Genomic DNA, 16727 nt, shown 5'->3' on the forward strand with positions numbered 1-16727 from the left:
TGGAGAACACTCGGGCCGGCACACGGCGAGCAGGACGAAAAGGTGGAGGCGGCCGGGCATGCGGCTCGAACGGACGGATTCGGTGGGTGAAGGGGGCTCGGTGAGCTCGATGGGCTCGGTGGACGGGGAACGTGCCGGGCGGCATCGGCCCGGGAAGGGGCGACGGGAGCGCTCGCCCTCCGGGCTCAGGGCGAGGGCGAGCAGGCCCCCGCACTCCCTCACGTACGTGCCGTTCGGCGAACGTCCACTGAGGCGCCTGCCTCAGCTCTTCGCCGGCCTGGCCCTGTACGGATTCAGCCTGTCGGTCATGATCAGGGCCTCGCTGGGCGTCAATCCGTGGAGCGTCCTGTACGAGGGGCTGGCCCGCCACACGTCGCTGAGCTTCGGCACGATCAGTGCCGTCGTGGGCGTGCTCGTACTGCTGCTGTGGGTCCCGTTGAGGCAGCGGCCGACGTTCGGCACCGGGACCAACATCGTCGTCCTGGCCTGCGCGTCCGACCTCGGGCTGCACGTCCTCCCCCAGCATCCGGGGTTTCCCGCACGTATCGGGCTGCTCGCCGGCGGCATCCTGCTGAACGGTCTGTCCGTCGCCCTCTACGTGGGCGCGCGGTACGGTCCCGGCCCCCGGGACGGCCTGATGACCGGCATGTCGGCCGCGACCGGGCGCTCCCTCCGTTCCGTCCGTACGCTGATCGAGGTCGCCGTACTGGCCGTGGGCTGGCTGCTGGGCGGCGGCGTGGGGGCCGGCACCGTGCTGTACGCCCTCGCGGTCGGCCCGGTCACGCAGTTCTTCGTCCCCCGGTGCGCCTACCGGAGCCCGGCCCGAGACCGGACGTGCGGATGACGGAGGTGTGCGCGCGCCCGTTCGCGGCTGCTCCGGTACTTTCCGTACGGCGATGATCAATCGATCCGGCCGTGCGGAACGGCCCGCCCCCGCCCCCAGGAGACCCGGCATGAGCAGCGAACCGACCATGCGCATCATCACTCAGGACACCGTCGGCGGTCCCGAGGTGCTGTACCCGACCCAGGCGCCCCGGCCGGCGCCGCTGCCCACCGAGGTTCTCGTACGGGTGCGGTCCGCCGGAGTGAACCCGGTCGACTGGAAGACCCGCCAGGGCGGCGGTATGGCCGCGGTCCTCGGCGACCCGCCGTTCTCGGTGGGCTGGGACGTCAGCGGGGTCGTGGAGGAGGTCGGCTTCGGCGTGCACACGCTCAAGGTGGGCGACGAGGTGTACGGCATGCCGTGGTTCCCACGGCAGGCCGGGGCCTACGGCGAGTACGTGACCGCGCCCTCGCGGCACTTCGCGCGCAAGCCGGCCGCGCTCGACCACGACCACGCGGCCGCCGTGCCACTGGCCGCGCTGACGGCCTGGCAGTGCCTGGTGGACGCGGCGCACGTCGAGGCGGGCCGGCGGGTACTGATCCACGCGGCGGCGGGTGGCGTCGGGCACTTCGCGGTGCAGTTCGCCAAGCACCTGGGCGCGCAGGTCATCGGTACGGCCCGGGCGGCCAAACACGACTGGCTGCACGCGCTCGGCGCGGACGAACTGGTCGATTACACCCAGGAGCGCTTCGAGGAGGTGGTGCGTGACGTGGATGTCGTCATCGACCTCGTGGGGGACGAGCACGACGCGACCAGCACCCGTTCGCTGCGTACGCTGCGGTCCGGCGGCACGCTGATCGCCGTTCCCTCCGGGGCCTCGCCCGAGCTGGTGGAGGCCGCCCGTGCCCAGGGGGTGCGGGCGAGCGGCTTCCTGGTGGAGCCGGACGGGGCGGCGCTGGCCCGTATCGGTGGGCTCATCGACGAGGGGGCGGTGTCGGTGGAGGTCGAGGACGTCCTGCCGCTGGCCGAGGCCGCCGAGGCGCACCGCAGGGGCGAGGAGGGCCGCACGCGCGGGAAGCTGGTGCTGCGCGTGGCGTCGTGAGGACCGCGGCGCCGCGGAGTGAACTCTCCGGCTGCCGCAATGCGGAATATCGGCGGTGGCCCGGAAGAAAAATTCGTGGGACATCACTGCCGGGCGCCGATGCCCGGAGCCGGCGGATCCAACAACGGGATATCGGCATTTCTTCGTGGCGGCGGAGGTGACAGGAGGCGGGAGCAGGGTGCGGTGCACCGCCGGTCTCCGTCCGTCATGGAGATCGCCGACCGCCGTCGACACGGCATACGAGTGCACGTATACCGTCGACGTTCACCTCATCGGCTCTCCGCCGTCTGCCGTACGGACGAAACGGCGGAGGTACGCAGCCGACGGCCCGCGGCGAGTGCGATCCGACGAACCAAGGGCCCGGAAGCCCGGCGGTCCGGCAGACCGGCACTTTGCCGGGAGCGTCCTACGCGTCGACCCATTCGTGGGACTGCGCCTGCTTGAGAAGACGCTGGCGGGCCTGGAGGATCTGCTCGCCGGTCATGCTCGGCACGCCGGTCACCAGCAGTTCGGTCACCTCGTCGAGGAACTCCTGGGCGGAGAGGGTGTCACACAGGACACCGTCCTCGAAATTCCCGTCGCTCGCGGCGCTCTGCGCGCGGTGCGCGCTGCCGGAGCGGCCGGGGGCGCCTTCCAGGAAACGCACTTCGGACGCCTTGGGGCCCCGGTCGCCCTCGTCCACCAGGAATTCGACCTTGACACCGGGGGCCATCAGCCCCTTGTCGAATTCCAGGTCGTTCACATGCACGAAGACGTCTTCTCCGCCGTCGTCCGGCACCACGAATCCGTAGCCGCGTACCTCGTCGAAACGAATGACCTTGCCCGAAACCATCACTGTGCCCCAGACCCCAATTCCACAACTGCCCGCAAATTCCGCACCCCGTCACCGTCGTCCCGGCGGCGCCCCGTTCCCACCGGCTGGGCCGGCAGAGGTCATCGCCCGAGGAGGAGACGATTCGGTGGATGTCCCGCCCATACTATTGCCGAGCGGCGGCGGAACGTCCAGCCCGGTGTCCGCCCCCGCGCGGCCCCGGCGTACGCGGGCGGCCGTCGGGGCGGGTCCGGACGGGCCGGCACGGTACCGGTCCGTCGGTACGGCACCGTCCCGACGGAACGATGCCGTACCGACGCGACGCGTCAGTCGGCCAGCGCGGCCCGCACCTCCTCGGCGAGCAGGTTCACGTAGGCGTCGGCCCAGCCCTCGACCGTGCTGTGCTCCCACAGGTCGGTCGAGTACTCCATGTAGCCGGTCAGCGTGTCGCCCGCCGGGATCAGCCCGATGCTGAGGTCCGTACGGGCGGCCGGGACGGCCAGGTCCTCGACCACGGCGGCCACGCCGGGCAGCTCGATGTCCGTCTGCAGCGAACTCTGGTACGCGAACCCGAACGGCACGTGGTCCGGCACCTCGACCCCCATCTCCTCCCGCAGCGGCTCGACGAGCCTGCGCAGCGACACGATGTGGTCGATGCCCTCGATCGAGGTGTGCGCGACCTGCCGTACGAGGTCGGTGAAGGTCCCGACCCCGTCGAGCCGGATACGCAGCGGGAGGCCCACGGCCGTGCAGGCCATCAGCGACTCGAAGGCGCGGCGCTCACGGTTGGCGTAGGCGACGTTCGCCACGACGTCCGTCCGCCCGGAGAGCTTGCCGATCAGCCGGCCCAGGGCGGCGGTCGTGACCGCGTACGGTGTCGTACCGCACTTCCTGGCCAGCCGTTCCACGTCGGTCAGCAGGCCGGAGTCCACGGAGAAGAGCACGACACGGCCCTGTCCGCTCAGGGTTTCCGGGCGCGGCCGGTCCAGCGGCAGCGCCAGCTCGAAGGGCGCTCCGTCCAGTTCCCTGGCCCAGTACTTCAGGAGGCGCTGGTCCGGCCGTTCCGGTGCGGTCTCCCGCTGCCAGCGCGCGTATTCGGTCGGCTGCGGCACCGTACTGGCCAGCGTGTGCGGCGTCCCGGTCGCCGCGGCACCGTAGAGGGCGGCGAAGTCGCTCAGCAGGACGCTGACCGCCCAGCCGTCGCAGGTGGAGTGGTGCAGCACGAAGAACAGCACCCAGGTCGACGGGCCGCTGCGCACCAGCCGGAGCTTGGGCGCCACCCCCTCGCCGAAGTCGAACCGGGTGGCGGCGGCCTGTGCGCTGATCTGCTCGATCTCGGCGTCCATGGCCTCGGCGGCCACCGCCGTTCCGGCACGGGTGTTCCGGCCGGTGGTCAGGTCCTCGACCTGGAGATCGACCGGCCGCGGCCGCAGGATCTCCTGCCACCACTGCCCGTCCTCCTTCACGAACCGGGTACGCAGCGACTCGTGGCGGGCGATGAGCTGACTGAGCGCGGTACGCAGCGCCGGCAGGTCCAGGCCGCCGGTGAGGGTGATGCGCAGGGCGACGTTGAAGACGTGCGGCGTGGGGTGGTCGTCCTGGGCGATGAACCCCTGCTGCTGGTAGGTGGCCGGCGCGCGGTCGACCACGTCCGTGGCACCGTCCGGTCCCGCGTCCGCACCGGTGTCAGTACCGGTGTCGGCACCGCTCCGCCCCCCGGTACCGGCGTCGGAACCGGTACCGGCACCGGCACCGGCGCGGGTCTCAGCGTCCACCCGGGGGCTCTCGGAGCGCCCGGCCTCGGCGTCCTCGGAGGGCGCGTCGGTCCCGGTGTCGCCGGCCAGGTATGCCGCCATGGCCCGTACCGTCGGCTCCTGGTAGAAGCGCACCATCGGGTACTCCTGGCCGAACACCTCCCGGGCCCGGTTGACCAGCCGGATCGCGGCGATCGAGTGACCGCCGAGGTCGAAGAAGGAGGCGTCGGGTCCGATGGCGTCGGCCGTGAGGTCGAAGGCGTCGGCCCAGAGGGCCCGGAGACGGTGTTCGATCCGGTCCCGGAGGCCGGGTTCGGGTCCGTCGGCGGACGAGGCGGGAGCGGGTGCCGTCTGCCGGGCTTCCTGCCCCGGCCTCCCAGAAACGGGCGCGGGAACAGGCGCGGAAGCCGGCGTGAACGCGGGCGCGGGTCGCGCGGCCGTGACGATCTCCGGGTCCGGCAGCGCGGCGCGGTCCATCTTCCCGTTGCCCCCGAGCGGCAGTGCGGTGAGGACCGCCCAGGACCGCGGTACGAGGTACTCCGGCAGCCGGGCCGCGAGTTCGCGGGCCAGCCGGTCGGCGTACGTCCGGCGGCCGGCCGCGGTGGTGGTGTCGTCCGCGTCCCGGTCCGCCGGTACGGCGTACGCGGCGAGGTAGGCCTCGCCGCGGCTGTCGCGGCGGGCCACCACGGCGGCTTCGCGCACGCCGTCCAGACCGTTGAGTGCGCGGGCCGCTTCCTCCGGTTCGACGCGGTAGCCGCGGATCTTCACCTGGTCGTCGGCACGGCCGCGGAACTCCAGTGCCCCGTCCTCGGTCCAGCGCACCAGGTCACCGGTGCGGTAGAAGCGGGTTCCGGCCGACGGTGCGCCCGCGCCGGACGCCCCGGGCGACCCAGCCGTGGTCGCGCCCTCAAGGGCCTTCGCACCGGACTCCGCACCGACCGGGTCCGGACCGAAGCGGTCGTCGGCCGACGCGGGGACGCCCAGGTATCCCCGGGCGATGCCCGGCCCGCCGACGTACAGCTCGCCCACCGTGCCGAGCGGCACCGGCGCGCCGGACGCGTCGAGGACCCGCACGCTGACGTTGTCGGCGGGGCGGCCGATCGGGATCGGTCCCGAACCGGTGCCGGGCGTGCGCGGGCCGACGGTCTGGGTGGTGCACAGCACGGTCGTCTCGGTCGGTCCGTAGACGTTGACCGTCTCGTACGGCACGTCCGGGTGCGGCCGGGTGCGCATCACGTCACCGCCCAGCAGCAGGTGGCGCAGCGGCGGCTGCTCGGCCGGCGGCAGGGTGAGCAGTGCCTCGCCCAGAGCGGTGGGCAGGATCGAGAAGGTCACGTGCTGCTGCGCGTACCAGCGGGCCAGTTCCGCGGTGTCCGCACGGACCGTGTCGTCGGCGATGACGAGTGACGCTCCTGCGGTCAGCGCGGGCCAGATCTCCAGGACGGACGCGTCGAAGCTCTGGCTGCACACCAGCGCGCTGCGGTCGGCCGAGGTGAAGGCGAAGCGCTTGTGGTGCCACTGGCAGAGATCGACGACCGCGCTGTGGGGCACCGCGACGCCCTTGGGCTTGCCCGTGCTGCCGGAGGTGTAGATGACGTAGCACAGGGACTCGGGCCCGGCGGCGTCCGACGGCACCTTCTTCGTACGGTCGGTGGTGCGGTTCTCGGCGGCGACGTCGATGACGGCCAGGCCGTCGGGCAGATCCAGCTCATCGGCCCGGGAGCCGGTGCTCAGCAGGAGCCGAGCGCCGCTTTCCGCGATCACCGTGGCGGCCCGGGCCCGTCCCAGCGACGGGTCCAGGGGGACGTACGCCAGGCCGGACTTGAGCACCGCGAGCATGGCGACGACGAGGTCGGTGGAGCGGGGCAGCCACAGGGCCACCACGTCGTCCGCACCGTCCGCGGTCGCTGTCGCCGTGGTGCCGGACCGTTCGCGGACGACGGCGGCCAGCCGTTCGGCCCGGGCGTCCAGTTCGCGGTAGCTGAGGCGGTCGTCACCGTGGTGGACGGCGGTCCGGTACGGGGCGTCCGCCGCGCGCCGGGCGACGAGTTCGTGGACGGTGGCGCGCGCCACCGGGCGGACCGGGCCCTGCTGCCATGCGGCGGGCACCGGCTGGGCTGCCGGCTCGACCGGCGGGACGGTGACCATGCCCCGCTGTCGGGCAGCGGTTGTCGTCGCCGGCTGTTCGGGCGAGGGCGTCACGGCCTGCGCGGTCTCCTGCCGCGCCGGCGTGGCGCCGAGGCGGGACAGTGGTGTCCCCGGTTCCCGTACGGCCGCTTCGAGCAGGTCACGGAAGGTACGGAAGAAGCCGTCCACGGTGTCCGCGTCGAACAGGTCGGTGTTGTACTCCAGGTGGCAGCGGATGCCTTCGGGCTGGTCGGTGAAGTACACCGCGAGGTCCGTGAGGGCCTTGTCGGGCCCCGCGTCGATCACGGTGGCCCGAACGCCGGGCAGGTCGAAGCGGAACGGGTCGCTGCTCTCGAACTCCGCGAGCACCTGGAAGACCGGCGTACGGTCGGTGGTACGCGCCGGAGCCAGCTCCCGCACCACCGCCTCGAAGGGCACGTCCGCGTGGTCGTACGCGTCCAGGGCGACGCCTCGTACGCGGTCGAGGAACGTGCCGAACTCCGGGTCGCCGGACAGGTCGAAGCGGAGCGCGAGGGTGTTGACGAAGAAGCCGAGCAGGTCCTCGGTGCCCTGGGGGCGGTCCGAGATCGGGGTGCCGACGACGATGTCCCGCTGGCCCGTGACCCGGTGGAGCATCGCGGTGAAGCCGGCGAGCAGCGTCATGAAGAGGGTGCCGCGCCGCTGCCTGCTCAGGTCGCGCAGCCGATCGGACAGTTCGGGGGCGAGCCGGTGGAAGACGGCCCGTCCGTTGGAGGTCATGGCCGCGGGGCGGGGGCGGTCGCAGGGCAGTTCCAGTACGGGGAGCTCGCCGCCGAGCGTGTCGAGCCAGTACCTCAGGTCCACGGCGCCCGCCGGGTCGTCCAGCGCGCGGAGCTGGGCGCGGGCGTGATCGGCGTACGTGCCGGTCAGCGCCGGAAGTCCCGCGTCGGAGCCGCGGTGCGCGGCCCGGTAGAGGGCGGACAGGTCGCGCGCCAGGACGGTGGCGGAGGCGGCGTCCACGACGATGTGGTGCAGGGAGAAGACCAGGACGTGGCGCTCCTCCCCCAGCTTGACCAGCCGGGTGACGAACAGCGGCCCGTCGACGAGGTCGAAGCGCCGGGCGCTCTCGTCCGCCAGGACGGCACGGACCGCGGCGTCCGCGGCCTCCTCGCCGTCGGCGCCCGCGCCCGTGCGGTCGAGCACCGCGAAGTCGGGTGCGGACGGCGGCAGGACGAGCTGGCAGGGCGCGTCGTCGATCTCCCGGAAGACGGTCCGCAGGCCCTCGTGCCGCGCCACCAGCTCGCCCAGCGCCGTACGCAGCGCCGGGACGTCGAGCGGGCCGTCGAGGCGGATGGCCTTGGTCTCGTTGTAGGCGGTACGGCCCGGCAGCATCCGTTCGAGGAACCAGATGCGCTGCTGTCCGGGCGACAGCGGGGCGGCGCTTACGTGTGACACGGACGTACGCGCGCCCGCGCTCGCTCCCGTGCTCGTATCCGTATTCACGCCCGCATCCGCGCCCGCTTGCGCAGCTGTGAGCGCGTCCGCGCCCGGCGCGTGGTAGCGGCGGCGCAGCGCGTCGATGTGGGTGAGGCCGGTGCGCAGCGCGCCCGGCTGGACGCCGAAGTCGACGAGCGAGACGATCTCGTCGGCGCCCGCCGCGCTCACCGCGTCCACCACGGAAGCGACGGTTTCGGGCGTGCCGATGAGCGCCCGCTGGTCGCAGTAGCGGTCGTAGGCGCGGCGGAAGAGCACGTCGAGGTCGTCCTCGCTGAGCGCGGACAGGTCGACGTTGTGGCCGAGGCTGTTGGCGACATTGCCGAACAGGGAGAGCGAGGCGCGCATGTACCGTGCCAGGGGCTCGTACGCCTCGGCGCGCGCGGTGCGGTGGTCGGCCGCGAGGTAGGTGTGCAGCAGGACGGCCACCCGCCCGGCGTCCGGGTCCAGGCCGTGCTCGGCGCGGGTGCGGCGGTACAGCGCGATGTTCTCGGCGAGCTGTTCGACGCTCTGGGTCATCAGGTTGGTGACCACGCCGACGTCGTTCCGGGCGGCGGCCACGTACGAGGCGGGGTTGCCGACCACCGCCGTGTACATCGGCGGCGCGTCCTGGACGGGGCGCGGGAACAGGCGTACCTCGGTCTCGCCGTCGCCGCCGGTGCGCCGCACGGCCTCGCCGCGCCAGAGCCGGCGGACCTGCTCCACCTGCTCGTACATCATCTCCTTGTGGCGGCCGAAGTGCTCGGGGAAGAAGACGAAGTCGTTGGCGTGCCAGCCGCTGGCGCAGCCGATGCCGACCCGGCCGCCGGAGAGGTTGTCGGCCATCGACCACTCCTCCGCGACCCGGACCGGGTCGTGCAGGGGCAGGACGACCGATCCCGCGTTGAGGCGGACGTGCCGGGTCTCACGGGCGAGGGCGGCGGCGAGCACGACCGGGTTGGGAAACAGGCCGCCGAAGGAGTGGAAGTGCCGTTCGGGCATCCAGAGCGCGTGGAATCCGTGCTGGTCGGCGAAGCGGGCGGTCTCCAGGATGTGGTCGTACTTGCCCGGAGCGGCAGCCGGGGAGCCGGCATCGGCACCGGCTTCGGCTTCGGCTTCCTCCTGGGGGTAGTCGCCGAAGAAGTAGATGCTGAAGTCGGGAGCGCGGCGTGCGGCCACGGCCGTACGGCTGCCGGGCTCGGTCCTCGGCGCCGGAGCCTGCGCGACCGCCGGAGCCTGCGCACCTGCCGGAGGCTGCGTGACCTCAGGAAGCCGTACGATCCCCGGCCCCTGCGTGGCCGTCGGCCCCTGCGTCGCTACGGGAATCTGCGCCCTCGTCGGAGCCTGCGCCTGCGGCGGAGTTTGTGCCTGCGCCGGAGCCTGCCCGCCCGGCGTCGGCAGCACCTTCGGACCGCCGGGGAAGAAGCCCGCCGCCCGCAGGTCCCGCATCGACCCGCGGACCGCGTCGGCGATGAACGCGATGTCGCCGTCCGAGTGGGCGGTCGACAGGAAGAAGTTGCGCCATTCCCAGACGTGCACCCCGCGCAGCATCAGGTGGTGGTACAGCAGCTCCATGTCGGCGCGGTGCTCGAAGCGGAACTGGGAGCCGAAGTGGCTCACGCTCAGCGGGAACTCCTCGTCCTCGAAGAAACGATTCAGCGAGTCCGCGAGGCCGGCGGTACGGGCGTTCAGCCGCTCCTGGAGTCGTGGGCTGTGCTCCTTCAGGTGCGTCAGCACGGCCCGCGCGGCGACCATCGAGACCGGGTGCTGGATGTACGTACCGCCGAAGAAGGTGGTGTCGGCGGGCGGGTAGCTGGCGTCCCCGTACTGCCAGAAGCCGCCGTCCACACCGTCCATGATGTCCGCGCGGCCCGCGATGGCGCCGATCGGGAAGCCGCCGCCGAGCAGTTTGCCGTACGTCGCGAGGTCGGGGGTGACCCCGTAGAGCTCCTGGGCGCCGCGCGGCGCCGGACGGAAGCCCGTCAGCATCTCGTCGAACATCAGCACGATGCCGTGGCGGCGGGTCAGCTCGCGCAACTGCCGTACGAAACCGACGGGGCGCAGCGACGGGTGGCGGCTCTGTACGGGTTCGATGATGACCGCGGCGATGTCGTCCGCGTGCTCGGCGATGACCTCCAGGCTCGCGTCACTGCCGTAGTCGAGGACCAGCAGGTCGGCGACGCTGGCGGACGGGATGCCGGTGGAGACCGGGACGGTGATCCGGTCGGCGCCGGTGCCGGCGGAGCGGCCCAGGACGTTGTCGGCGTGGCCGTGGTAGGCGCCGTGGAAGGTGACGATGCGGCGGCGGCCGGTGGCGGCGCGGGCGAGCCGGATCGCGGCGGAGTTCGCCTCGGTACCGGAGTTGGCGAACGCCACGCGTTCCATGCCGGTCAGCTCCGCCAGCAGCTCGGCGGCCTCGCCGGTCTCGACGTTGCGCGGGCCGAGCTGGATGCCCCGGGAGAGGTGTTCGCGGACGGCCTCGCTCACGAAGTCCGGCTCGTGGCCGAAGAGCAGCACGCCGAAGCCCATGGTGATGTCGACATAGCGATTGCCGTCGATGTCTTCCAGCCGGGAGCCGTGGGCCCGGCGGCCGGCGATCGGGTACAGCATCTCCTTCGTCTTGCTGCGGAACCCGACGACGGCCCGGCTGTCGGCCAGCACCCGGCGGTAGCGCTGGGCGATCTCCTTGGACGTGGCGGTCTTGGCCGTGTAACGGCGCACCAGGTCGTCGAGGTGGGCCTGCTGGGACGCGGAGGCGGAGCCGCCGACCATGCCGGAGGCGCGGGAGACGGTCACCCGGGGGCCGTGCACGCGTTGCCGACGCTCGGCGGACGGCTCCTGCGCGGCGCCGTTCGCCGACGGGGCGACGGCCTGATCGCCCGCCGCCGGCTGATCCGCGGTCCCGGCCGGAGCCGCGGCCCCGGTCCCGGCCGGACTTCCGGTCGCACTCCCGCTTCCGGTCGCGGCCTCGATCCGCTCCGCGATGCTGCGGGAGAGGTCGGACATCGCGGCCAGGTTCTGGTCCACCGCAGCGGCGGCGGCGCTCGGCCCGGTCATTTCCCTCCCGCCTTCCCGTTGGCCACCACGCCGCCGGTCAGGGCGCTCGTCGCCTGCGCGGTCAGCAGTTGGGAGAGCTGGCTCATCTGGGTCATCATCTGCAACTGGATCTGCGACAACTGCTGCACCTGGCGGACGAGGTCGGTCAGTTCCGCGCGTGTCACGGGCTGCGACGAGTCGGACGGCTCGGCAGGCGCGGGAACGGGCGCGGGCGTGGACTCGGGGGCGCGGACCGGCTCGGGCGCGGGCGCGCGGACCGGCTCGGGCATGCCGATGGGCTCCGGCATGCCGATGGGCTCGGGCCTGCTGACGGGTTCCGGCGCGCGCACGGGCTCGGCGGGCGCCGCAGCGGCCGGCTCGTGCCGTACGGGCTCGGCGGCGACCGGTTCGTCCCGTACGGGCCCCGCCGCACCGCCCGCCATCCGCCCCACGATCAGCTCCGTGAGCTGCGCCGGGGTGCTCGCCTCCTCGAACAGCTCCCGCATCGCGACCTTGACCTGGTGGTCCTGCTCCAGCTCGCGCAGCACGCTGATCATCTGCAGCGAGTCCGCACCGAGGTCGAAGAAGGATGTGTCGCCCGTGATCGCGTCGGCGTCGTGCCCGAGGTGCTTGGCGACCAACTCGATGACGTGCCCGAGCACCCTCTCGAACACTGCCTCGTCCTGTGCCACGTCTTCCTCTTCTCTCGCTGGTTCTCTCGCTGGTTCGCCGGTCCGGACGGCCCGGACGGCTGTCGGCTCCGGCCCCGTCCAGAACGTCTTGTGCTGGAAGCGGTAGCCGGGCAGCCAGGTCCTGCGGCCTCCGCTGCCGGCGGTGAGCGCCGGCCAGTCGAGGTCCGCGCCCGCGCAGTGGAGCTGGGCCACCGCGCCCCAGAAGGCGCCGGGTCCGGCGCCGCGGCGCAGCGTCGGTACCGCCCGCACGCCGGGGAGCGCGGCACGGGCCAGTCCGCTGAGTGTGGTGTGCGGGCCGATCTCGACCAGCGCGGCGGAGCCGGTTTCGCCGAGTGTGCGCAGTACGGCGTCGTAGCGGACCGGCCGGCGTGTCTGCCGTACGAAGTAGTCGGCGTCCGGTGCCCAGCCCGGCTCGTGCAGGCGCCCGTCGAGGCAACTGACGAAACCGGTCGTGACCGGGCGGAAGGTGACGCCGTCGAGCAGGTCCCGGAACTTGTCCAGGATCGGGTCGGTGAGCGCGGTGTGGAAGGCGCGCGTCACCGGGAGCCGTTCCGCGGGGATGCCGCGCTCCTCCAGCCGGGTCAGCAGCCGGTCGACGGCCGTGACGGGGCCGGCGAGCACGTGCCGCTGCGCCCCGTTGACGACGGCCAGTTCGAGGCCGGTGATCTCGTCGGCCAGGTTCTGGACGGTGTCCAGGTCCGCCGAGACGGCGGCCATGGCACCGCGGGCGCAGTGGTCCTGCATCAGGCGTCCGCGCTCCGCGGTGATGCGCAGGCCGTCTTCGACGGACAGCGCGCCCGCCGCGCAGAGGGCGGCGTACTCGCCGACGCTGTGCCCGGCGACGATGTCCGGCGTGATGCCGGCGTGGCGCCACAGCCCGGTGAGGGCGTACTGCAGGGCGAAGAGGGCCGGCTGGGCGTTCCGTGTGTTCTCCGTGACGGTACGGTCCGCACCGGGGTCGAGCAGGGCGTCGAGCAGGGAGCTGCCGTACAGCTCCTGGTGGTGGCGGTCGCAGGTGTGGAGCAGGTCGCGGACGACGGCGAAGCGCTCGTACAGCGGTCGTGCCATGCCGGGGTACGGGCTGCCCTGTCCCGTGAACTGGAAGACGACGCCCGGCCGTCCCTCCCGGGGTGCCTCACCGGTCGTCACGGCGGCTGCGGCGGGGCCGCCGGTGCCCGCGAGCCAGCCGTCCAGGGCCGCGGCGAGGTCCGCGGGGGTCGTGCCGCGGGCTGCCAGGCGGTGCCGGTGGTGGGCCCGGCCCGCCGCGGTGGTCACCAGGTCGGCGAGGTCGGTCCCGGGGTGCCGGGTCAGGTGGTCGCGTACGGCGTGGGCGTTGGCCGTGAGGGCCTCGGCGGACTGGCCGGACAGGACCAGGACGTCCGGTGCGGTCACGGTGGCGGCGCGGGGCGCGGGTTCGGGGGCCTGCTCCACGATGATGTGGGCGTTGGTGCCGCCGACGCCCAGGGACGAGACGCCCGCGCGGCGCGGTGTGTCCCCCTGGGGCCACGGGCGCGCCTCTTCGGGGATGTAGAAGGGGCTGTGGTCGAGATCGAGGGCGGGGTTGGGCTCCCGGAAGTTGGCCATCGGCGGGATGACGCCGTGTTTGAGGACGAGCAGGGCCTTGATGAAGCTGGCGATGCCCGAGCACACGTCGAGGTGGCCGATGTTGGCCTTGGTCGAGCCGAGCGCGCAGTACCCGGTCCGGTCGGTGTCGGTGCGGTACGCGGAGACGGCGCCGTCGAACTCGATCGGGTCGCCCTTCAGCGTGCCCGTACCGTGTGTCTCCAGGTAGCCGACGGTGTCCGCGCCGATGCCGGCGTGGTCCAGCGCGCGGCGGATGGCGCCGCGCTGGCCGACCGCGCTCGGGGCGGTGTAGGTCTGCTTGTCCGCGCCGTCGTTGTTGACGCCCCAGCCGCGTATGACGCCATGGACGGTGTCGCCGTCGGCGAGGGCCCGGTCCAGGCGCTTGAGGACGACGGCGGCGACGCCGGTGCCGCCCACCGTGCCGTCCGCGCGGGCGTCGAAGGCGCGCAGGTAGCCGCTCTTGGAGAGGATGGAGCCCTTGACGTACTGGTAGCCCAGCACCTGCGGCACATGGATGGCCGTGGCGCCGGCCAGCGCGATGTCGCTGTCGCCGATCATCACCGACTGCGCGGCGAGCTGCACGGCTACGAGGGAGCTGGAGCAGGCGGTCTGGACGCTGATGGCCGGGCCGGTGAGGTTGAGGCGGAAGGAGGCGCGGGTGGCGGTGAAGTCGGCGTAGTTGCCGACCAGGACCTGCATCCTGGAGAGCCAGTCGTCGCCGACCGGTCCCTTCAGGACGTTGTTCAGCAGGTAGTTCTCCAAGGTGTAGAGGTGGTAGCCGGTGCTGGCGAAGACACCGGTGCGCAGTCCGCCCCGTTCGCGCGGATATCCCGAGTCCTCCAGGGCGTGGTAGGCGCATTCCAGGAACATCCGGTGCTGCGGGTCGGTGAGCTGCGCCTCCCGGACGCTCATCCCGAAGAACCCGGCGTCGAACCGGTCGATGCCGGACAGGATGCCGCTGGCGCCGACGAAGTCGTCCGCCCGGTACTTCTCGGCGGGGACGCCGGCCGCGGCCAGTTCCTCGTCGGTGAAGCGCCGTACGCAGTCCAGGCCGTCCCGGATGACGTGCCAGAACTCCTCGGGGGTGTCCGCTCCGGGGAAGCGGAAGGCCATGCCGATGACCGCGACGCGCGAGTCGGCCGGTACGTTCATGAGGTGCCGCCCTCCGCGGCGGAGGAGACCTCCCGGCCGGACGCCGGGCCGCCGCTCTCCCGGGCCGGTGGTCGGTTCGGGAACAGGGAGCGTCCCCTGGCCAGCACGACGAGCAGGGCGACGCACAGGACGATGGCCAAGCCCTGGAACGCGCTCACCACCTGTAGGGGCGAGAAGCGCTCCAGCAGCGCCGCGCTGACGATCATGCCGAGGCCGAAGCCGCTGTTCTCGGCCGAAGCGGAGAGCCCGAAGAGGCGTCCGCGCTGCTCGTCGGGGGCGGCCTGCAGCCGGGAGACGTACGCGATCTCCGTGAACCCGTCGGCCATGCCGGCGACGAGCGCGGCGGCCGCGGCCGGAACAGCCGGCAGGCCGCTGAAGACCACGATGAACGCCGCCGACATCACGATGGAGCCGATCGCGAAGGCGCGCTCCCCCGGCGACCAGCCGGTCTTGCTGGTACGCCGCGAGCACACCTGCTGGGCCACGATGTTGCCGATCGCCCAGGTCGCCCAGAACTGGCTGATGAAGGTGGCCGGATGCGAAGGATCCAGGGCGCTGGAGTAGATGGGCAGGGCGACGTTGTGCGAGGACGAGCCGAGGCCGTCGGCCGCGCGGACCGCGACCATGACCGCCAGCAGCGGTGCCGCCTTGAGCAGCGCGAAGGAAGCCCAGCGGCCGGTGCCCGCGTCGTCCGCCGCCGCGCCGTCGGCCGTGCTCGGTTCGGCGACGGCCCGGGTGCGGATGGGCAGCAGGAAGAGGACCGTCGCGGAGACCGTGAAGGTGATGGCGTCCAGCACGAAGGCGGTGGTGTAGCCGAACTCCGCGACGACCACGCCCGCCGAGGCGAACCCGGCGATCATGGCCAGTGAACGGCCGGTGACCAGCAGGCCGTTGGCCCTGGTCCGCAGGTCGGCTCCGACGATCTCCGGGACGCTGCTGCGCAGGGCCACCTGGGAGAGGGTCGAGCAGGCGCCGGTCACCACGGCGAGCGCGAACAGCAGGGTGACGCGCGCTCCGTCGGGTGCCAGGAGCAGCAGCGCCAAGGCGACCGCCTGGGTGAGGTCCGCGCACACCATCAGCCGTTTGCGGTCGTAACGCGACACCAGCCGGCCGCTGACGAAACCGGACAGTACGCTGGTGATCAGCCGTACGGCCATGAACAGGCCCGCGGTCAGCGCGCTGCCCGTGACCTGGTAGACGAAGACGTTCAGCGCCACCATGTTCAGGTAACTGCCGTACGCCGATACGGCATTGCCGACGACGAGCAGCCGGAAGTGCCCCACTCTCTTGTTCCCCCTCAACGCCCTGTGCCGGCCTGGTCCACCACACGGACGGCGGAGGACGAAAGTACGCACTTACGGTCACCCGGTTCGCGGTACGCCTGGAGACGCATCATCCGGTGACTTGACCCGCGCTCGGCCGCGCGTGTAGGGGCATGGTGCGGACGGCCGCGGCCTCCTTGCGTTTTGCCGCGTCCGTGGTTAGATCAAGCCGCATGTCACGGGGGATGTGCTGCCCCCGCGGCACCGTCGGCAGTTCCGCTCCGTACCCGCGGGAGGGCGCACCATGTCCGGTCCCGCTCGGGCCGTCTTTCCGGCGTTGAGCCGACGAGCACCGCGCAGCGCGGCGGCCGTACAACGGCCTTGCCCCGCTCCATCCGCTCCGCCCGCGCCGCCGGACCGATCGTCCTGACGCCGCGGGCCGCCGGATCTTCCCTGCTCCACCATCACCCCCTTGGAGGAAGAGATGTCGGACCACAGCGCGCCCACCATGCCGCCACTGCTGTCCCCCCGGGAGCGAGAGGTACTGTCGCACATCGCGGACGGCCTGACGTACGACCAGACGGCCAGGCGTCTGGGCATCAGCGTCCATACGGTCAGCACCTACTTGCGCCGTATACGGGCCAAGCACCCGGCTCCGACCCTCGCTCATCTCGTACGTCTCCAGTTGGCGCAGAACAGCGGCTGACGGTCCGCGGGTCCGGGCGCGTCCGCGGCGGCGCGCCCGCGTTGGCTGAATCTCGCCCGTTCAATGGCCGGTATCCGGACAACCTCACGGGAGTGTGTCCGCTGCCTTGCCGTCCGCCGGTGCTACGAGCCGGTGTGCGAACGATGGGCGCCATCCGGTTTCGCGGGGCGGCGGCGGGTACCCGCCGCCGGACGCCGAAGCCGAGCGGAGGGCGCCCGTTGGCCAT

At 72.5% G+C, this 16727-nt stretch carries 7 protein-coding genes; 3 read left to right on the top strand and 4 right to left on the bottom strand.

Going from position 1 to position 16727, the window contains the following annotated elements:
- The first annotated feature begins 307 nt into the window (after positions 1-307).
- Positions 308-844 (top strand): hypothetical protein, encoded by a 537-nt coding sequence (locus AB0A97_RS24495; protein WP_361153649.1) that lies wholly within the window; start codon positions 308-310, stop codon positions 842-844.
- 109 nt (positions 845-953) lie between these two features.
- Positions 954-1925: an NADP-dependent oxidoreductase gene (locus AB0A97_RS24500; RefSeq protein WP_361153651.1), complete on the top strand. Its 972-nt coding sequence runs from the start codon at positions 954-956 to the stop codon at positions 1923-1925.
- A 406-nt stretch (positions 1926-2331) separates the two neighbouring features.
- Here AB0A97_RS24500 and AB0A97_RS24505 read toward each other — a convergent pair whose 3' ends face one another.
- From AB0A97_RS24505 to AB0A97_RS24520, 4 genes are all read right to left on the bottom strand, one after another.
- Positions 2332-2757: a cold shock domain-containing protein gene (locus AB0A97_RS24505; protein WP_361153654.1), complete on the bottom strand. Its 426-nt coding sequence runs from the start codon at positions 2755-2757 to the stop codon at positions 2332-2334.
- Positions 2758-3062: 305 nt separating this feature from the next.
- Positions 3063-11126 (bottom strand): MupA/Atu3671 family FMN-dependent luciferase-like monooxygenase, encoded by an 8064-nt coding sequence (locus AB0A97_RS24510; protein ID WP_361153657.1) that lies wholly within the window; start codon positions 11124-11126, stop codon positions 3063-3065.
- On the bottom strand, positions 11123-14533 hold the full coding sequence (locus AB0A97_RS24515) for a beta-ketoacyl synthase N-terminal-like domain-containing protein (protein ID WP_361153660.1): 3411 nt from the start codon (positions 14531-14533) through the stop codon (positions 11123-11125). Before AB0A97_RS24515 ends, AB0A97_RS24510 begins: the two co-directional genes overlap by 4 nt.
- Positions 14530-15816: an MFS transporter gene (locus AB0A97_RS24520; RefSeq protein ID WP_361153662.1), complete on the bottom strand. Its 1287-nt coding sequence runs from the start codon at positions 15814-15816 to the stop codon at positions 14530-14532. Before AB0A97_RS24520 ends, AB0A97_RS24515 begins: the two co-directional genes overlap by 4 nt.
- A gap of 463 nt (positions 15817-16279) precedes the next feature.
- On the opposite strand from AB0A97_RS24520, the gene AB0A97_RS24525 reads away from it, so the two are divergent.
- A complete protein-coding gene (locus AB0A97_RS24525) occupies positions 16280-16501 on the top strand; it encodes a helix-turn-helix transcriptional regulator (protein ID WP_030021569.1) in 222 nt (73 codons plus the stop codon).
- Positions 16502-16727 lie beyond the last annotated feature (226 nt).

This window comes from Streptomyces sp. NPDC045470, assembly GCF_040646595.1.
Classification (GTDB): Bacteria; Actinomycetota; Actinomycetes; order Streptomycetales; family Streptomycetaceae; genus Streptomyces.